This is a genomic window from Novosphingobium sediminis (genome assembly GCF_007991615.1).
Classification (GTDB): domain Bacteria; phylum Pseudomonadota; class Alphaproteobacteria; order Sphingomonadales; family Sphingomonadaceae; genus Novosphingobium; species Novosphingobium sediminis.
Window position 1 is genome coordinate 115,068 of record NZ_BJYR01000005.1, and the last position, 18,643, is coordinate 133,710.

Here is an 18,643-nt window from a genome sequence, read left to right on the forward strand (position 1 = left end):
CCAATCGGACCGGGCAGCAAAGTATGTATTGAAACCAGTTCTGGTGTGCTGAGGCGCGCTTTCGGAACGGGTGGAGTGCAAACCGGAAAGGCCGGTTCCGGATGCCGGAATGGCGTCCCGACGTGAAGCGGATGCGGCAAGGCCGATGGTCGCAAGACCGGGGGCAGGAACCGGCAAACGCCGAGCGAGGGGCAGCACGCCAAGACGCGCGGAAGGGCCCTTGCCTCCCCCGAGGGAGAACGTCCGAAGGCGAGGCCGCAAGGCCGGACCGGAGGGAGCGTCGCCCGGAGGAAAAGCGCAAGGAAACACGCTCGCAGCGGCAGAAGGCGCGGCAACGCGCGGACTGCGGTACGGGCACCAGCGACTGCCAGGCCCATGTGGTCAGGAACTGCGGACGCCGCAGGACTGAAGGCTGAGCGGACAAGGAAGCTTCTGCGTGCAGAAGGGACCGGACGGCGAAGCGGACTGGAGGAGTACCGCCCAACCGGGTGGGATCCGAAGGGCAGGGAACGGCGGAAGGACGCGGTGAGCTCAGGCGCTGGAAAGCCAGAGTGCCAGCAGCGGCGACAGTGGGGGCCGGCAGCAATGCCGGCCCTCATTTGTTTGTGGGCGCGATCCCGCCGCGGGACAAGTTGACACAGTTGACACAGTCCATGGACGAAACTGTCCACCCCCGCCCAGCCCTCCTGATCGCCCCCATGCGGGCCAAAGACGGGCGGAATTTCATGGGATTCGCGAAACATCGACGCACGATGCCGCAGATCGGACATTGTAGGACAGCGCTTTATAAATAACAGACGCGTCTGTTATTTATGGATCCAACCTCACCTGATGATCGGGGTGGTCAGGAGGGGCTTGCTCAGATCACCGCGCTTCGTTTGTGAGTATGATAAGGGCCGGGATTGGTGAGAAGCGGTCATTGCCTTCACCAGCCCCAAGGACCACCGTATGTCCAAGGCATCCACACGAAGTTTACAAAACCCCAGAAAGCGGCGAAGCTCCAAGCCAACGTTGTCATTATCCAAAACTGACGAAGCGTGGTCGTTGCTCTTATGGCGACGCTAATAAACACGGGAAATAGAACGACAGCGAACCACAGCATGATCGTGAACGGGCGTTCTAGTCGCCAAAGATTGAATCCAAAAGTCAGCCCGACGAACAAATACGTAGCAGATAACAGCGTGGCCGGAACAGCCAACGCAACAAGCGATCCCTTGGCGATTGTTCGTAAGCACATTGAGGTTGATTGCACGATACACGCTACGTCCGCAACTGGGCGGTAGCCGCCCGTCACATTCTGCTAGTTAGCTGCCATCACGGCGAAACGGACGGATGCGATTTGTCAGTCGGGCTAGTGGATAGGGTTGGCGGATCTCAAACCTGTTCAACTCTCTAGCAGCATCTTCGTCGCCGCATTTTGCAGCACGCTGCAGCCAGAGACGGTATCCAGCAAGATCGCCTACGTAGAAAAGTGTGAGAGCGAAATTCTGGGCAGCGTTGACTTCGCCTTGACGGTAAGCCCGATACATCAAACCGGCGGGGCTTGACGCGTCATTGATACGCCCAAGGCTCGTTCGCATTCCCGTCTCGGTTTTGCGGGCAGCAAGGCTCAGCATTGCAGGCCCATAGCGGCGGTGAGCGAGTGCCTGCAAAATCGGCATCCCGAGGCCGATCGACCTGCGGTCCAAAATCGCTTCCGCGCGGCTGAATAGGCGATCAAATCTCTCACTCATCGGCCAAGCCTAGCTTGAGCCCGAACGTCCGCAAGTGGGCGGAGCCACACGTCTTATTCTGGTGGGAAGGCGACGGTTTGCTTTCAGTCGGTAACTCCTCAAACCGTACATTCAGCCGCCAATAAAGCGGTCAGCGCCGAGTGACGTGAGCGAGCCGTCAACCACAATCGCGGCGCCATCAATGAAAAAGGAGCTTTGGGTTTTCCCCTGCTGCCATAGCGTCAGCATGAAACGTCGATCTGCACCGGCACCATCTATCGATAGACCGATCGGTAGTGGCTCCCATTCAGGGGCAAAACCACTAACATCATAGTCGACAGTTAGCTTCTCACCGGGCTTTAGCGACCAGCACCAGCATTCCATTTCGACAAATACTACAACATCTTCGGGTAGTTCGTTGGTGAAGGTCTGCCGTACGCGGGTCATTTGCCAATCCTGCTGGAATGTCTGCTATCGGGCAATAGGAACGGAAAAATTCATGTCCGCAAGTGGGCGAAAGCTGACCGGCCAATTCCATGAGCAACAGCGGATCGAACTGCCGTTCGGGGGCGATACGCCAATCGGTGTCGCCGACAAGGCAGACACCTTACGCGGATTCCTGCGTTGCCGATTCAGAGCCTTGTGCTGGAGTCCGCTGCGGTGCGGTACGTGAGTCTCTCGGCCACAGCAGCAGGAGCGGCGTGGCCACGGCCAGCATGATGATCGTCAGCACGCTGCCCTCCGGTCCATCGGGCCCGCCGGTCAGGAAATCAGGGCCCGACGGCGTCAGTTGCACCAACAAGGCCGGCAAATGCAGATCGAACCCGGTGATCGGCAGGGCGAAGCCGACGCCTGTGATCCAGTTCCAGCCCGCATGCCAGCCCATCACGCCCCAGATGTTGCCTGCGCGCCAGGCCCAGGCGCAAGCGAACACTCCGAAGGTGAACGTCAAGATCATCTCGCGGACCGGCTGGTGCGGCGAGAAATGAAGAAACGTGAAGGCGAGCGAACTGGCGAGGAATCCCGCCGCCAGATTCCCGCGGCGTGTCGCCGCCGAAAGCAGCCAGCCGCGGAAGATGAACTCCTCCACGCCCGATTGGAAAGCAAAGCAGGGCAGCAGAACCGCGATCCAGAACAGCGATGCGGGAGAGGCAAAGGCGGGAAGGACGCCTTTGCCGACATATCCCCCGGCAAGCCAGATCGACATGACCGCGAGGACCATCATGCCAACCCCGATCGCCAGTCCCGTCAGGTGCTGGCGCAGCCGCTGCGTGCCGGCCAAGCCCATGGTCGCGAGGCTGCGGCGTTCGATGAGCCGCGACCAGAGCCAGACCGCGGCGCCCATCGCTGCGAATGGCAACATCAGGTTCAGGCAAAACAGCGATGCGGTCCGTGGCTGCCCCTTGGCATCGAACACGCCCATCCATTCAAGGCCATAATCAAGCGGGAGGCTGGAGAACGCGACGAGCAGGATGCAGACCACTGGCGAAAGCGAGGCCCAGGGCAGCCAGCCGCGGTGCGGTTCGGGAGAAAAGATGGTTTGGTTCATGCCGGACCCTTAGTCCGGGGGCTGGCGGGCCTTATAGAATGATTGTGCGCGGCTGCCCGGATCGGTGCCAGGCCAGCGGCGTGGTCCCGAAGGTGCGCCTGAAGACCCGGCCAAAGTGGCTCTGGTCAGCAAATCCGGCCTCGTGGGCTGCTGCGGCCAGACCAAGCCCGTTGCCCAGAAGCTGCCGCGCTCGCTCAAGCCTGCGGCATTGCAGATAGCGATAGGGACTGGTGCCCAAGAGCGCACGGAAATCGCGCGAAAGCTGCCAGCGGTCATAGCCGGCGAGTTCTTCGAGCTGATCGAGGTTCGTGCCGGGAGCGGGAACGCTGTCGAGGAATTCGCGCACCCGCATCACGGCTTCGCGATTGGCATTGCGCCTGACGGGCGGCGGGCCGCCTTCGCAGCGCTGCAGCGCGGATACGAACTGGTGGAGTGCATCCTGATAGCCGAAGAGATCAACCTCGGCGGTGCACATCGCGATCAGGCCAAGCGTCGCGGCGACCAGATCGGCGTCGGTTGAAACCCCTGCGGCGAGAAAGGGCAGCGCCGCTCCGCCGATCACGGTCTGGACATGGGCAGGCGGCAGATAGGCCGCCCGGTAGGAAAAGCCGGTGTGGTCGCTGCAGTAGCCATCGTGCACTTCGTCAGGATGGAGGATCACCGCTTGCCCGGGCAGCGACTGCCAGCGCTGCCCGAGGTAATTGAACGATTGCACGCCGGTTGTCGTCACCGCGATCGTGTAGGTATCGTGGCGGTGCGGCGAGAACGCTCCAGCGCGAAGCTGTGCTTCAATACGTTCGACCCCGGAACCTTGCAGACCGGCATCGTGATGTTCCGCATTGGAGTGCATCCAATCGATATTGGCCCGGAACCGAGTGTTCGCAAGTGGCTGGCGCTGCCGCCGGGGCAGCTTCTTTCAGGAGCGGGCAAAACCATGAATTTCTGTTATGAAACATCAGCAATTGCCTCAATTTGACAGATGATACCGCGCATGTTTCCTCCGCTGAAACAACGTGGGAGATGGGCGCGCAATGTCGGCCCGAGCATCGAGAGCACATCGCAAAGCAGGCCTGCGCCGCGGGGTGCCGCTGGCCGCCGTGTTCGCACTGCTGCTTGCGCCGGCACCGCCGCAGGCACGCCCATTGTCAGCCAGCCGGATCGCAGTGGCTCCGCTGCCGCGGATCGGCACGGTGGAGGCGCGCTTCCAATCATACAACATCGAGATGGCGCAGGTGACCGGAGGGCAATTCTGGAAACCCTATCCGCCAACGCAGGCCGGGGTGATTGCGGCAACTGGGACCACGCCTTTCGAGCATCGCGCGCCGATCGATCTGGCCGATCCGCGAGCCATTGGCTGAATCATGGCCTCCAAACTAGTGGTCCGACTTGGACCGATTGCGGCGTGGGCGGCCTACGATGCCAGAGATTGGCCCTTGTGATGGAGCGGACCGAATGAAGCGAGCAAGGCGAAAACTGGGTCTGGCGAGCGCCGCTGCGTGGGCTCTTGCGTGTGCGTCCGGAGCAGACCTTGCCCTCGCCCGCGGCGGCGGGGATTCGATCGTGCTTCTTGGCACTTCGGGCGGCCCCATTGCCCGGCCCGATCGGGCGGGCATCGCCACGCTGCTTGCCATCGGCGGCAAGTCATACCTGATCGATGCCGGCGAAGGTGTCGTCCATCAGCTTGGCAAGGCCGGGATGCAGGCGGCCGATGTGCCGACCGTTTTCCTGACGCACCTGCATGACGATCACTATGCCGGACTGCCAGCCCTCGCCTCGTTTGCCTATACCACGCGCGCGCCCAAGCTTGCGGTGTTTGGGCCGCCGGGGACGAATGCGCTGGGCGACGGGGTGAAGTCCGTCATGATGCCGAGCGCGCGCATCCGCATGATCGAGAACCACTTGCCGCACTCGCCAGCCGATTTTCTAGGCACGCAGGAGTTCTCTGCGGGCGTGGTGTTCGATGATGGCACCGTGCGCGTCTCTGCCCTCGCCAACACGCATTTCCACCTTCCGCCACTGGCGGGCGGGCAGCAGGAGCAGTCGTTCTCGCTGAAGTTCGAGGGGCATGGGCACACCATTGTGTTCACCGGCGATACCGGCCCATCAGCGGACGTGACGGCATTTGCCAAGGGCGCGGATGTGCTGGTGGCGGAAATGGCCTCGCTGGAAGACCGCGCCGCTGTGCCGCCGATGGTGCGCAGCCATATGGACGCCGAGCACCTTTCGCCGCTGGAGGTGGGCAAGCTGGCGGCAGGGGCCGGTGTCCGCGAACTGGTGCTGACGCATGTCGGCACGGTGACCAAGACCGACCTTGCGGTCATCCGGTCGGTATATGCGGGCCATATCGTGCTTGGCAGCGATCTGGCCCGCATAGCGATCTAGGCGCGCTCAGCCCTTGGTGAGCTGGCCGCGCACCGCGCCGCCGGGGAAATCCGCCGTGTGGATGTTGACGTAGTACCCAGCCGGGTTGGCGACGATGGGCTTCAGCTTTTCAGGCTCGACCGCGATGCACATGTCGCTGCCCTTGCCGGTGACGTCCATGGTGATGACCGGGCCGCCGTTCGTGCCCGCAGCGCCGGTGTGGACGTGGGCCATGGTGGGCGCGGAAATCTTCTCGCCGTAGAGCGTGTAGCAGAAATCGCCGGTTTCGGTGTTGATCTCCACGCGGAAGGCGCCGTTGCCATCGGGAGCGCCGCCGCCGACTTCGTTGGCGCCGGAGAGCGTGGCGGTGAGGACCACCGTTTCAGCCGCCGCGGCGACGGGGGTGAGCGCGAGCGCGGCGGCGCTCAGCGTGAGGATCAGGGCGGGAGCGGAAACCTTGGTCATCGCATCTTCTCCATGCAGGCGGGCGCGGCCATGGCCTTCGGACAAGTCGATCGGGCAAGCCTTTCAGACTCGGGCCAAGTTTCCGCGCGCGGCATGATCCTACGCCTCCCGGCGCTGCGCGCAAAGGTTTGTCTCAGAAGCTCTTCGGAAGGCCCAGCACGTGTGTGGCGACATGGCTGAGGATCAGGTTCGAGGAGATCGGCGCGACCTGATAGAGCCGGGTTTCACGGAACTTGCGCTCGATGTCGTATTCCTCGGCGAAGCCGAAGCCGCCGTGGGTCTGGACGCACATGTCCGCCGCGAACCATGAGGCTTCGGAGGCGAGCAGCTTGGCCATGTTGGCCTCGGTGCCAGCGGTTTCGCCTGCATCGAACTTCGCGGCGGCATCCGCCACCATCTGCGCGGCGGCGGTGGTCTGGATATAGGCGCGGGCGATGGGGAACTGGACGCCCTGATTCTGCCCGATGGGACGGCCGAACACGCTGCGATCCTTGGCATAGGCGGCGGCGCGATCGATGAAGAAGCGCGCATCGCCGATGCATTCGGACGCGATAAGGATGCGTTCGGCGTTCATGCCGGAGAGGATGTAGCGGAAGCCCTCCCCTTCCTTGCCGATGAGGTTTTCGGCGGGGACCGAGAGATCGTCGAAGAACAGCTCGGTCGTGGCGTGGTTGAGCATCGTGCGGATCGGGCGGATGGTGAGGCCATTGCCGACAGCTTCGCGCATGTCGACGAGGAGGACGCTCATGCCCTCGGTCGGGCGGGCGCATTCCTCTCGCGGCGTGGTGCGCACGAGGAGGACCATGAGATCGGAGTGTTCGGCGCGGCTGATCCAGATCTTCTGGCCGTTGACGATGTAACGGTCGCCATCGCGGCGGGCGAAAGTCTTGAGGCGCGTGGTATCGGTGCCGCTGGTCGGTTCGGTCACGCCGAAGGCCTGCAGGCGCAGATCGCCGCGCGCGATGGCGGGGAGGTAGCGCTCCTTCTGCGCATCGGAGCCGTGGCGCAGGAGCGTGCCCATCGTGTACATCTGCGCATGGGCCGCGCCGCCGTTGCAGCCCGAACGATGGACTTCCTCGAGCACCGCCGTCGCCGCCGCGACGCCGAGGCCTGAGCCGCCGTAAGCCTCAGGCACGAGGACCGACAGCCAGCCTTCCTGCGCGAGCGTGGTAACGAATTCGGTGGGGTACGTCCGGTCGCGGTCAAGCGCCTGCCAGTAGCTGCCGGGGAACCGCGCGCAGAGTTTGCGCACGCCTTCGCGCAGGTCTGCAAAGGTTTCTTCCTGGCTCATGTCCCTCTCCACCGAAGCGCTTGTGCGGCATGGCTATTGCCTGCCTTTGCGCCGCCGTAAAGCGGGCCTCGTGGTGCAATTTTGCTAGTGGCCGCCGAGACGGCTGCGTTCGCGGCGCAGGTAGATAAAGAGCATGATGAACACCGGCACGATCACCAAGGCGGCAAACAGATCATGCTCCACATGCACGCCGAACAGCGAAAGCCCGCCGCTGAGGTAGGCGAGCAGCGACACCGCGTAGTAGGTGATGGCGACGGTCGAGAACCCTTCGACGAGGTGCTGGAGGCGCAGCTGCGTGCGGGTGGCGCTTTCGAGCGACTGGAGCAGCTGGGCGTTCTGATCCTCGATGCGCGTTTCGATCCGGGTGCGCAGCAGCGAAGTGAGCTGGGCGGAGCGTTCGGCGAGTTCCTGCTGGCGGCGGACCACGGTCTCGCAAGTGCGGATCGCGGGATGGAAGCGGCGCTGGGTAAAATCGGCGAGGCTGGCAAAGCCGGGAATCGCAACGGGCGCGAGTGCGGCGAGACGCTCGTCCACGAGGCGTGCATAGGCGGCGGTGGCGCTGAGGCGGTAGCGCGTATCGCTGGTTATCGTGCCGAGTTCGAGCGACATGGCGCAGAGCGAATCGAGCAGTTCGTTGTCGGAAGTCTCATCCGAATCGAGGCGGCGGCCAAAGGCGCGCAATTCCTCTTCGGCAGCATCGAGTTTGCCCCAGACCGCGCGGGCAACCGGCAGGCCAAGGAGCGCCATGTTGCGGTAGTTGCCAAGTTCCTGCAGCGACTGGACGGCGCGGGCGAGATCGACCGGCCCCAGCTGCCCTGCCGCGACCACGAGGCGGCCATAGCCTTCGTCCTTGATGCGGAAATCGGAAGAAAGGCGCGCGCCGCCGCCGAAATCGCAGCAGACGAGTTCGGCCGGATCGACATCGAACTCGGCCATGCGCGCGGACGCTGCAGCGGCATCGCTTTCGATATCGATCAGCGTGGCGCGCAGCACTTCGCCGGGCGCGCCTTCGGCCCAAGCGCGCGCTTCGGCGAGGAGCGGGGCATCGGGGCGGGCGAACACGGTGAGCGTGGTCGCTTCGCTGTGGCGCTCCCACGTGAAGAGCAGGCCATCCGCGAGAATGCCCTGCATGTGGCGCTGGCCGGGCTCGGCAGCGAAGGCGGGGCCGCCGCGGAACGGGGGCAGGCCTTCAGACGGGCCGAGACGGAGGATCTGGACGATGGACATCGGCGGCATGATCGGCGGCCAGCGCCGCAGGTGCATCTCGCCGACAATCTCGCGCCGCAGCCGGTGTTCGTTGAGCATGGCCTTGGCACTCCCCTGCGGCGCGCTTCTCGCCGCGCATCGTCTTTCACGCCTCTAGTCTTTCATAGGGCGCTTGCCCTTACAACCCGCATAGTCCAGATTGGTTGACACTATGAACCGTTTCCCCTTCTCCGCCATCGTCGCACAAGACGAGATGAAGCAGGCCCTGCTGCTGGCCGCTGTCGATCCTGCCATCGGGGGCGTGATGGTCTTCGGCGATCGCGGGACCGGAAAATCGACGGCTGCGCGGGCACTTGCAGCGATCCTGCCGCCGATCACGGCGGTGGAAGGCTGCCGCTTCGGCTGTGCACCGGTGGATGCGGGCACCTGTCCAGATCCCTGTACATCGAAGAAGACGGCGAAGCGCGCCGTGCCATTCGTGGACTTGCCGCTGGGCGCCACAGAGGACCGCGTGATCGGCGCGCTCGACCTCGAACGGGCGCTGCGTTCGGGCGAAAAGCGCTTCGAGCCGGGGCTGCTGGCCAAGGCGCACCGGGGCTTTCTCTATATCGACGAGATCAACCTGCTGGAGGATCACCTCGTCGATCTGCTGCTCGATGTGGCGGCATCGGGCGAAAACCTCGTCGAGCGCGAGGGGCTTTCGGTGCGGCACAAGGCGAAGTTCGTGCTGATCGGGAGTGGCAATCCGGAGGAAGGCGAACTCAGGCCGCAGCTGCTCGACCGGTTCGGGCTATCGGTCGAAGTGCGCACGCCGCAGTCGCTCGACTCGCGGGTGGAGATCATGCGGCGCTGCGCCGCGCATGAACGCGATGCGGCGGCGTTTTGCGAAGAGTGGGCGCCGGCCGACGCCAAGATCGTGCGCAAGATCGCGCGGGGGCGGACACGGCTGCCTGCGGTCGAGACGCCGGACGAAGTGCTCTACGATGCCTCGCGCCTGTGCATGGCCTGCCGCGCTGACGGGCTGCGCGGCGAGCTTACGCTGATGCGCGCGGCGCGGGCACAGGCCGCGCTGGAAGGTGCGGCAACCGTCCAGCGCAAGCACGTGATCGCGGTTGCTCCGATGGCGCTGCGCCACCGCCTGCGCCGCGACGTGCTGGACGAAACTGGCTCCACCACTCGCATCGAACGCGCGGTGACCGAGGTTTTTGGATGACAACGCCTGAGGCGCCCGCCGCGGAAGACGCGGCGCTGGCGCTGCGCGCCTTTGCGCTCTGGCCCGCGGGGTTTGGCGGGATGTGGCTGCGCGGCCCCGGACCGGCACGCGATGCGCTGGTGGAGCGGCTGGCGAGCGCCCTCCCCGTGAAGCGCATGCCTGCGCATATCGACGGCGAGCGGCTGCATGGCGGGATCGACCTTGCCGCCAGCCTCGCCGCAGGGCGCAGCGTATCACGCAGCGGTTTCCTGCAGGAAGCACGCGGCGCGGTGGTGATCGCGCCGCTGGCGGAGAGGATCACGCCCGCGCTGGCCGGCAGCGTGGCGCAGGCACTGGACCATGCCGAGCCGGCGGAGCGCTTCGGGCTGGTGCTGCTGGATGATGGCGCCGAACGCGATGAAGCGCCGCCGCTGAGTCTGACCGAGAGAGTGGCGTTTGCCTGCGATCTGGGCGGCGCCAAACCCGGAGTGGTGGCCGCGACCGAACTTCCCGCGCCGCTTGCCTCTCCAGCCGAGCTTCCCGCGTGCAGCGCGGAAGGATTGGAAGCGCTGGCGGCGGTTTCGCTGGCACTGGGGGTCGATTCCGGGCGGGCCTTGCGCTTTGCCGCGCTGACGGCGGGTGCCAGCGCGCGGCTCGATGGGCGCGCAACAGTGCGCGAAAGCGATCTGGCAGCGGCCGCCCGGCTGGTGCTGGCCCCGCGCGCGACGCGGCTGCCGCCTCCGCCGCCCGAGGCCGAGGAGGACGAGGCGCCGCCCCCTCCCCCGCCGCCGGAAAGCGAGACCGATACGCCGGGCGACGATGAGCGCGAGGATAGCGGCGTGCCCGATCCCGATCAGCTGATCGAAGCGGGAGCGGCGGCGATCCCGCCGGGGCTGCTCGAAGCGCTGGCCGATGGCCGCACACGGCGCGGAGCCGGGAGCGGCGGCGGCTCGCGGCACTTGTCGCCGCTCAGGGGCCGTCCGCTGGCGGCGCGGCAGGGCCTTCCGCGCGGCGGGGCCCGGTTGGCGCTTATCGATACCTTGCGGGCAGCGGTGCCGTGGCAGGCCTTGCGGCGCGCGGAGGGAGAGACTCGCCCGGGCCTGCGCATCATGAAGGACGATGTGCGCGTGCGCCGGTTCGAAGCCCGCAGCGCCTCGGTCACGATCTTCGCGGTCGATGCCTCGGGCTCGGCGGCGTTCACCCGGCTCGCCGAGGCCAAAGGCGCGGTCGAGCTGCTGCTGGCGCAGGCCTATGTGAAGCGCACCGAAGTGGCGCTAGTCGCGTTCCGGGGGCAAGAGGCGCAGCTGCTGCTGCCGCCGACCCGCTCGCTGACCCGGGCGCGGCGGGCATTGACCGAACTGCCGGGGGGTGGCGGTACACCGCTGGCGGCAGGGCTTTCGATGATCTGCACCTTGGGCACCGGGCTTACGCGCCGGGGCTATACGCCGCTGCTGGTGGTGCTGACCGATGGACGCGGCAACATCGCGCTAGATGGCAGCACCAATCGCGTGGCGGCGACCGACGACGCGCTCAAGGCCTCGCGCGCCATTGCAGCGGCAGGCCTTGCCGGCGTGGTGATCGATATTTCGCCCCGCCCTCGCCCGGAAGCCGCCGCCATCGCATCGGCCATGCGCGCGCGCTACGTGCCCTTGCCGCAGGCCAATGCTGCCACGCTGAGCAAGGTGATCGGGGCGCTGACGTGAGCACTTTGACATGAGCAAGCCGCTGATCTGGGAGACGGACGGGCGGGATTGGCCGCATCGGGACGCCAGCCGGTTTGTGCAGGCTGGGCCGCTGACGTGGCACGTTCAGGAAATGGGCACAGGTCCAACCTTGGTGCTCCTCCACGGCACCGGCGCGGCGACGCATAGCTGGCGGCACCTGATGCCGCTGCTGGCGCGGGACCACCGGGTCATCGCGATGGACCTGCCGGGGCATGGCTTTACGCGCGGGCGGCCACCGGGCGGCCTCACGCTGCCTGGCATGGCGGCTGCGGTCGGTGTTTTGCTCGAGAAGCTGGAGGTACGGCCCGAGCGGCTGATCGGCCATTCCGCTGGAGCGGCGATTGCGCTCAGGATGGTGCGGGATGGATTCGACGTGCCGGAGGTTGTCGGGCTGAATGCTGCCCTCTCGCCGTTTCCGGGGTTTTTCGCGCCGCTGTTTCAGGGCCTTGCCCGCGCGCTCGTGCTCAATCCGCTGGTGCCGCGCCTGTTTGCCGCCAGTGCGCGCACTTCGGGCGATACCGGGCGGCTGCTGGTCCGCTCGACCGGATCGCACATCGATGCCGAGGGCGTGCGCTGCTACGCCATGCTGCTGGGCAACGCGCTGCACTGCCGGGGTGCGCTTGAGATGATGGCCGGGTGGGATCTCGCCGGATTGCAGCGCGATTTGCCCCGGATCGCGGTGCCGGTTCGCCTGATCCACGGCGCGAAGGATGCCGCCGTGCCGACGAGTTCGGTCGAGCAGGCGGTGACGCTGATGCCGCAGGCCGCGCTCAGCGTGCTTGCAGGCCTTGGCCACCTGGCGCACGAAGAGCGCGCAGATCTTGTTGCAGCGGCAATGACGGCGGCTGCATCAGTGGACGCCTGAAAGGGAGGAACGCGCGTGGCTGAGAACTTCGGATGGATCGAAATGGTCGTCTTTGGCGGCGTCGCTCTGGGCATCGGCGTGTGGCAGCTTGTCTCAGTCAACCGCGAGATCGCGAAGGATAAGGCAAAGAAGGACGCGGGCGGGAAGGACTGACCTACCGCCGCGCCCGCGGCATGCGATGCGGGATCAGTTGCTGCACGATCGGATTGCAGAACCGGTCGAGCGAAAGCGTTTCCTGCATCGCCACCACCGGCTCGCCATAGAGCCGCGCGTGGAGCGTCGAGCGGGTGTAGAACGGCGAATCCTCCCACGTGCGGCGTACGCGGGCGTGGCCGCGATCGGCGCGGGTGACGCGCTCCATCTGCCATAGCGTGTTGGGCAGCGGCGCAGTGGGCGGCAGATCGGCTTCGTGCGGCACGCCCGCGCTATCAAACCGCAGCGCGCTGGCGAACGTGGAGCCATCGCGGCGCTGGCCTTCATAGAACACCGCAACATGCTTGCCGAGGTGCGCGCGCGACCAGTGCCAGATGCGGAAGCCTTCCTCGAGCGATTCCGAACCGCGATTGGAATCGAGGTAGGCGCTGCCCTTCCAGCTGAGCTCGGGTGCCTTCATCTCCACCGAAATCCGTGCCCGCGGGGCAAGGCAGTGCCACAAGTGCTTGCCTGCCGGATCGAGCGCGAAGGCCTCTGTGTTGAGCATTTCGGGCCAGACCTTGATCTGCCCCGCAACGCGGCGGCGGAACGGGTTCATGATCCGCTTGTCGAGTTCCTCGATGTCGATGACGAGGCAGTCTCCCGCCCAGCGCACCGAACTGGGGCCGATGGCGAACTGATCCGCTTCGGGCTTGACCGCGTGCTCGGGCCGCTCGGTCATCGTCCAGCGCGCCTTGGGGCCATATAGCGCGACGTTGAGTGCGCAGTGATCGAGCGGGTTATCGCGCCCGGAGCGCTTGAAATAGGGCGAAAAGACGCTGCCGATGAAGGCGATCAGGGTCAGTCCGTGTTGGCCATCATTGCTAAGCGCATCGACATACCACCAGCTGTAGCCACCGGGCGGAACCGGGGTATCAAAGCGGGGATGCGCGTCGCTGTCGCGGCTGCCGGGCGCGCGGATGAGGCGGTCCTCCTCGCCCTTTTGCAGCAAGGCCCAGGGATCGGGCGCGGCGGCGGCGGGCGGCAGCGCGCCTTGCATGCGGGCGAGTGCCGTCCAAACCGGCGGCAGGTCCTCGGCCTTGAGCATCAGTCCGCCCTCTGCGCGGTCGTCTCCTCGCCACATGGGTCAATCTCCCAGACCATATTTTCGGCTCTCTGATTTGCAGAGGCTTGTGATGGATGATTGACGCATTGCTGCTAAATGTCCAATGTAATTGACATATGGACATGTCCAATCGTCTGGATTTGCCCCAAAGGGCCGGACTGAAGGAACGCTGGATCATCTGGCGCAACCGGCTGCTTACGAATCCGCGTTTTCAATCATGGAGCGCCGCCTTCCCGCTGACACGGCCGATCGTGCGCTCCCGCGCGCGGCGGGCGTTCGATCTGGTCGCGGGGTTTGCCTATGCGCAAGTGCTCGCGGCCTGTGTCGAGGGCGGGCTGCTCGATCTGCTGGCAGAAGGGCCATGCGATACGCTGACGGCAGCGAATCGCGCGGGGCTGGGCCTCGCCGCTACCGAGCGACTGCTGCGCGCCGCAGCATCGCTGGGAATTGCCGAGTCGCTGCCCGGCGGGCGCTGGACGCTCGGGATGGATGGCGCCGCGCTGCAGTGCAATCCTGGCGCGCGGGCGATGATACGCCACCACGCGCTGCTTTATGCCGACCTTGCCGATCCGCTCGCGCTGCTGCGCGCGGACCGCAAGGAGCCGACCGCGCTTTCGGATTTCTGGACCTATGCGCGGGCCAGCGCGACCGGCGCGGTGCCGCCGGGCAAGCAGGGCGATGCGGACAACGAACCCGCGGCGGCGGCCTATTCCGCCCTGATGGCCGCTTCGCAGGCCATGGTCAGCGAGCAGCTGATTGCGGCGTATAAATTCAGCAAGCACAAGGCGATGCTCGATGTGGGCGGCGGCACCGGGGCCTTCGTGCGCGCGGTGGGCAATGCCGCGCCGGCGCTGCGACTCGGCCTGTTCGATCTGCCGGATGTGGTCGCGGGGGCCGAAGCCTCGCTCGGGCGCGATGCGCTGATCGCGCCGCGCCTTGCGCTGCACAAGGGCAGCTTCCTGCACGATCCCCTGCCCACCGGATTCGACCTCATCACACTCGTGCGCATCCTGCACGATCACGACGACGAACCCGCGCTGCGCCTGCTGCGCGCGGTTCGCGCGGCGCTGCCGCCCGGCGGGACACTGCTGATCGGCGAGCCAATGGCCGGGGCCGCCGGCGGCGGCGCGATGGGCGATGCGTACTTCGGGCTTTACCTTTGGGCGATGGGATCGGGCCGCCCGCGCCGCCCGGCCGAACTGGGCGCCATGCTGCGCAGCGCCGGTTTTTCCAGCTGGCACGAGGTTTCGACCCATTTGCCGCTGGTTTGCGGTGCGATTGTCGCCCGCGTCTGACACTGGGCGCCCGCCGAAGCGCGGATTCCCGCCAAAACGGACCATCGGCGATCATGCACATCTTGTCGCAGCGCCAACCTGCACAAAGGTGTAGTGTCGAGTTGACACTTTCTAATGACAATGTAAGCTGACACTCGGAAAGCCCCCTAGACCGAACGGCATGCCGTCCGGCCCGGGCTGAGGGGAAAATGGTCGTGGAAGCACTAGCGCTCATCATGGAGGCACCGGAGCAATTAGCTCTCAGGCCCCTCGCGCTCGATGCACCGACCGGCTCCGATGTGGTTGTCGAAGTCCGCTGGAGCGGCATCAGCACAGGCACCGAAAAACTCCTCTGGACCGGAAAAATGCCCATGTTTCCGGGCATGGGTTACCCGCTGGTGCCCGGCTATGAGTCGGTCGGCCGGGTGATCGACGCGGGCCGCGATGCCTGGGCGCGAATCGGCGATTGGGTGTTCGTGCCGGGCGCGAGCTGCTTCCGCGATGCACGCGGCCTGTTCGGCGGATCGGCCCGCCGCCTCGTGCTGCCCTCCTCCCGCGCGCTGACAATCGACGAGTCGCTGCAGGCGGACGGCGTGCTCTTCGCGCTGGCCGCAACAGCACTTCATGCGCTTGATGGCGGCACCCTGCCCGATCTCATCGTCGGCCACGGCGTGCTTGGCCGGCTGCTTGCGCGCATCACCACGGCGCTCGGCGCGCAGGCGCCCACCGTTTGGGAAACCGATCCGCAGCGCATGGGCGGAGCCATCGGCTACAAGGTCGTCACGCCGGATGAGGATCCGCGCCGCGATTACCATTCGATCTGTGATGCCAGCGGCGATTCGAACATTCTCGATACGCTGCTCGGCCGCCTCACCCGCGGCGGCGAGATCAACCTTGCCGGCTTCTACGCCGATCGCCTCAACTTTGCTTTCCCGGTGGCCTTCCGGGCGGAAGCGCGCATCCGCGTCGCCGCTGAATGGAGCCCCGGCGATCTTGATCGGACGCGCGAGCTCATCCGCTCGGGCCGGCTCGATCTCTCAGGCCTCGTCACCGACGTTCGCCCGGCGAGCGAGGCGGCCGAAGCCTATCCGGCGGCCTTCACCGACCGGAACTGCCTGAAAATGGTTCTCGACTGGAGCAACTGCGCATGACGACTCTTGAAGCATCTGCTCTTGGAGTATCCGGGCGCGTCCAAGCGCTTCGCGATGAAGCAGCGATCGAACCCGATGCGATCGTGCCGACTGAAGTGACTAAGGAAACGCAGATCATCGCGATCTACGGCAAGGGCGGCTCGGGCAAGAGCTTTGCCCTCTCCAACCTCAGCTACATGATGGCGCAGCAGGGCAAGCGTGTGCTGCTGATCGGCTGCGATCCGAAGTCCGATACCACCTCGCTGCTGTTCGGTGGCAAGAGCTGCCCGACGATCATCGAGACTTCCGCCGCCAAGAAGCTGGCCGGCGAGGACGTCAAGATCGAAGACGTCTGCTTCCAGCGCGACGGCGTGTTCGCGATGGAACTCGGCGGCCCCGAAGTTGGCCGTGGCTGCGGCGGACGCGGGATCATCCACGGCTTCGAACTCCTTGAAAAGCTGGGCTTCCACGAGTGGGGCTTCGACTACGTCCTGCTCGATTTCCTGGGTGACGTGGTCTGCGGCGGCTTCGGCCTGCCGATCGCTCGCGACATGTGCCAGAAGGTCATCGTCGTCGGCTCGAACGACCTCCAGTCGCTCTATGTGGCGAACAACGTCTGCAAGGCGGTTGAATATTTCCGCTCGATGGGCGGCAACGTCGGCGTCGCCGGCATGATCGTGAACAAGGACGACGGCACCGGCGAAGCGAAGGCCTTTGCCGAGGCGGTCGATATTCCGGTGCTCTGCGCGATCCCGGCGGACGAGGACATTCGCCGCAAGTCTGCGAACTATCAGATCATCGGCCGGCCCGACAGCCAGTGGGGCAGCCTGTTCGAGGAGCTGGCGGAAAACGTCGCCACCGCTCCGCCGCGCCGCCCCAAGCCGCTCGAGCAGGACGGCCTGCTCGGCCTGTTCTCGCCCGAGGACACTGGCGGCAGCGTGACGCTGGTGCCCGCGACGCAAGCCGACATGCGCGGCGGCACCTTCGAGACCAAGGCTTCGTTGGAGGTCATCTACGATGACATCTGAAACCCGCCCTGCACCTGATCGCATTGATGCCATGCCCGACGCTCCTGTCGCGGCAGGGACCGATGGCGGTTGCCACGGCGGGACGGACCGGATGCGCGAAGCCGCGCGCAGCGCCGGCAAGAGCGAAGTGCTCGATCGCTATGCCGCCGACTATCCGGTCGGCCCGCACGATCAGCCGCAATCGATGTGCCCGGCGTTCGGTTCGCTGCGCGTGGGCCTGCGCATGCGCCGCACCGCGAGCGTGCTCTCGGGCTCGGCCTGCTGCGTTTACGGCCTCACCTTCACCTCGCACTTCTATGGCGCGCGGCGCAGCGTGGGCTACGTGCCGTTCAGTTCGGAAACGCTCGTTACCGGCAAGCTGTTCGAGGATATCAAGGAAGCGGTCGAGAAGCTGGCGGACCCGGCGGATTACGATGCGATCGTGGTCACCAACCTCTGCGTACCGACCGCCAGCGGCGTGCCGCTTCGCCTTTTGGGTAAGGAAATCAATGGGGTCCGGATCATCGGCATCGATGTTCCCGGTTTCGGCATTCCGACCCACGCCGAAGCCAAGGACGTGCTTGCCGGCGCCATGCTCGCCTATGCCCGCAGCGAGGTTGAAGCTGGCCCGGTAAGCGCCCCCGTCGCGCGCTCGGATCGCCCGACCATCACCCTGCTCGGCGAGATGTTCCCGGTCGATCCGGTCGGCATTGGCCAGATGCTCGAGCCGATGGGGCTTGCCGCAGGGCCAGTCGTCCCGACCCGCGAATGGCGCGAGCTCTATGCCGCGCTCGATTGCGCCGCCGTCGCCGCGATCCACCCGTTCTACACCGCCAGCGTGCGCGAATTCGAAGCCGCTGGCCGCACGGTCGTCGGCTCGGCCCCGGTGGGCCGCGATGGCACCGCAGACTGGCTCTCCTCGATCGGCCAGGCTTGCGGAGTGAGCGCCGACAAGATCGCCGCCGCGCAGAACCGCTTCCTGCCGGCCATCGACGCAGCGCTCGCCGCCCGTCCGATCAAGGGCCGCATCACCGTTTCGGGCTATGAAGGCTCCGAACTGCTGGTGGCGCGCCTCCTTGTCGAGAGCGGCGCCGACGTGCGCTATGTCGGCACCGCCTGCCCGCGCACGGTGTGGTCCGATCCCGACCGCGAGTGGCTCCAGGCCCGCGGCATCAAGGTGCAGTACCGCGCCAGCCTCGAGCAGGACATTGCCGCGGTCGAGGAATTCCGCCCCGACCTCGCCATCGGCACGACGCCGGTGGTGCAGCACGCCAAGCAACTGGCGATCCCGGCGCTCTACTTCACCAATCTCATCTCGGCCCGGCCGCTGATGGGCCCGGCGGGTGCCGGCAGCCTTGCCATGGTGGTCAACACCGCCATTGCCGGCAAGTCGCGCTTCGACCGCATGAGCGCCTTCTTCGATGGCGTGGGCACCGGACATACCACCGGCGTGTGGGAAGATACCCCGCAGGACCGCCCGAACTTCAAGAAGAAGTACGCCGCGCTCAACGAAGCTGCCCGCAAGGCGGCCGAGGCGGTGGGTTCATGATCCTCTGCATCATCTTCGGCAAGCTGCGCCTTGCCATGACGGTCCAGCCGCTGAGGAGGC

At 65.9% G+C, this 18,643-nt stretch carries 18 protein-coding genes; 10 read left to right on the forward strand and 8 right to left on the reverse strand.

All coding sequences use genetic code 11. From position 1 onward, the window contains the following. Nucleotides 1–1,304: 1,304 nt before the first annotated feature. From NSE01_RS03795 to NSE01_RS03810, 4 genes are all read right to left on the reverse strand, one after another. Nucleotides 1,305–1,733, reverse strand: a complete 429-nt coding sequence (locus NSE01_RS03795) for a hypothetical protein (protein WP_147158294.1) — start codon at nt 1,731–1,733, stop codon at nt 1,305–1,307. 111 nt (nt 1,734–1,844) lie between these two features. Beyond that, nucleotides 1,845–2,159 carry a hypothetical protein gene (locus NSE01_RS03800; RefSeq protein ID WP_147158295.1) on the reverse strand — a complete coding sequence of 105 codons (315 nt, stop codon included), beginning with the start codon at nt 2,157–2,159 and terminating at the stop codon, nt 1,845–1,847. Nucleotides 2,160–2,319: 160 nt separating this feature from the next. After that, nucleotides 2,320–3,261, reverse strand: coding sequence for a CPBP family intramembrane glutamic endopeptidase (locus NSE01_RS03805; RefSeq protein ID WP_147158296.1), 942 nt, complete (start codon nt 3,259–3,261; stop codon nt 2,320–2,322). A 31-nt stretch (nt 3,262–3,292) separates the two neighbouring features. Further along, nucleotides 3,293–4,111 (reverse strand): AraC family transcriptional regulator, encoded by an 819-nt coding sequence (locus NSE01_RS03810; RefSeq protein WP_147158297.1) that lies wholly within the window; start codon nt 4,109–4,111, stop codon nt 3,293–3,295. Between the two features lie 181 nt (nt 4,112–4,292). Between NSE01_RS03810 and NSE01_RS03815 the strand changes: the two genes are divergently transcribed. Together NSE01_RS03815 and NSE01_RS03820 are read left to right on the forward strand one after the other, a co-directional pair. Continuing rightward, entirely contained in the window at nt 4,293–4,619 is a 327-nt protein-coding gene (locus NSE01_RS03815; RefSeq protein WP_147158298.1) for a hypothetical protein, read from the forward strand. Between the two features lie 94 nt (nt 4,620–4,713). After that, complete coding sequence (locus tag NSE01_RS03820) at nt 4,714–5,643, forward strand: MBL fold metallo-hydrolase (RefSeq protein WP_170233754.1); 930 nt, start codon at nt 4,714–4,716, stop codon at nt 5,641–5,643. Between the two features lie 6 nt (nt 5,644–5,649). On the opposite strand, the gene NSE01_RS03825 is transcribed toward NSE01_RS03820, so the two are convergent. The 3 genes from NSE01_RS03825 to NSE01_RS03835 all read right to left on the reverse strand — a co-directional run bounded on the left by NSE01_RS03825 (nt 5,650) and on the right by NSE01_RS03835 (nt 8,683). Next, complete coding sequence (locus NSE01_RS03825; protein ID WP_147158300.1) at nt 5,650–6,087, reverse strand: CHRD domain-containing protein; 438 nt, start codon at nt 6,085–6,087, stop codon at nt 5,650–5,652. 133 nt (nt 6,088–6,220) lie between these two features. Further along, nucleotides 6,221–7,378, reverse strand: coding sequence for an acyl-CoA dehydrogenase family protein (locus NSE01_RS03830; RefSeq protein ID WP_147158301.1), 1,158 nt, complete (start codon nt 7,376–7,378; stop codon nt 6,221–6,223). 84 nt (nt 7,379–7,462) lie between these two features. Next, nucleotides 7,463–8,683 (reverse strand): DUF3422 domain-containing protein, encoded by a 1,221-nt coding sequence (locus tag NSE01_RS03835; RefSeq protein WP_147158302.1) that lies wholly within the window; start codon nt 8,681–8,683, stop codon nt 7,463–7,465. A 112-nt stretch (nt 8,684–8,795) separates the two neighbouring features. On the opposite strand from NSE01_RS03835, the gene bchI reads away from it, so the two are divergent. From bchI to NSE01_RS21140, 4 genes are read left to right on the forward strand one after another with little or no spacing between them, the layout of a single operon-like run. Then, nucleotides 8,796–9,797, forward strand: coding sequence for a magnesium chelatase ATPase subunit I (gene bchI, locus NSE01_RS03840; RefSeq protein ID WP_147158303.1), 1,002 nt, complete (start codon nt 8,796–8,798; stop codon nt 9,795–9,797). Continuing rightward, nucleotides 9,794–11,479 carry a magnesium chelatase subunit D gene (locus NSE01_RS03845; RefSeq protein WP_147158304.1) on the forward strand — a complete coding sequence of 562 codons (1,686 nt, stop codon included), beginning with the start codon at nt 9,794–9,796 and terminating at the stop codon, nt 11,477–11,479. Before bchI ends, NSE01_RS03845 begins: the two co-directional genes overlap by 4 nt. Before the next feature lie 10 nt (nt 11,480–11,489). Next, nucleotides 11,490–12,365 (forward strand): alpha/beta fold hydrolase BchO, encoded by an 876-nt coding sequence (gene bchO / locus NSE01_RS03850; protein WP_147158305.1) that lies wholly within the window; start codon nt 11,490–11,492, stop codon nt 12,363–12,365. A gap of 15 nt (nt 12,366–12,380) precedes the next feature. Next, nucleotides 12,381–12,518, forward strand: a complete 138-nt coding sequence (locus NSE01_RS21140; RefSeq protein ID WP_170233748.1) for a hypothetical protein — start codon at nt 12,381–12,383, stop codon at nt 12,516–12,518. Nucleotide 12,519: 1 nt separating this feature from the next. Here NSE01_RS21140 and NSE01_RS21650 read toward each other — a convergent pair whose 3' ends face one another. Next, a complete protein-coding gene (locus NSE01_RS21650) occupies nt 12,520–13,641 on the reverse strand; it encodes a carotenoid 1,2-hydratase family protein (protein WP_246135014.1) in 1,122 nt (373 codons plus the stop codon). Nucleotides 13,642–13,745: 104 nt separating this feature from the next. On the opposite strand from NSE01_RS21650, the gene NSE01_RS03860 reads away from it, so the two are divergent. The 4 genes from NSE01_RS03860 (at nt 13,746) to bchY (ending at nt 18,583) form a co-directional block, all read left to right on the forward strand. Then, the gene (locus tag NSE01_RS03860) at nt 13,746–14,918 is read left to right on the forward strand and encodes a methyltransferase (RefSeq protein ID WP_147158306.1); all 1,173 of its coding nucleotides are present in this window, start codon (nt 13,746–13,748) and stop codon (nt 14,916–14,918) included. 194 nt (nt 14,919–15,112) lie between these two features. Next, a complete protein-coding gene (gene bchC, locus NSE01_RS03865; protein WP_246135015.1) occupies nt 15,113–16,048 on the forward strand; it encodes a chlorophyll synthesis pathway protein BchC in 936 nt (311 codons plus the stop codon). Beyond that, entirely contained in the window at nt 16,045–17,055 is a 1,011-nt protein-coding gene (locus NSE01_RS03870; RefSeq protein WP_147158307.1) for a chlorophyllide a reductase iron protein subunit X, read from the forward strand. The genes bchC and NSE01_RS03870 overlap by 4 nt, the downstream gene beginning before the upstream one ends. Beyond that, nucleotides 17,045–18,583, forward strand: coding sequence for a chlorophyllide a reductase subunit Y (gene bchY / locus NSE01_RS03875; protein WP_147158308.1), 1,539 nt, complete (start codon nt 17,045–17,047; stop codon nt 18,581–18,583). The genes NSE01_RS03870 and bchY overlap by 11 nt, the downstream gene beginning before the upstream one ends. Nucleotides 18,584–18,643: the final 60 nt, after the last annotated feature.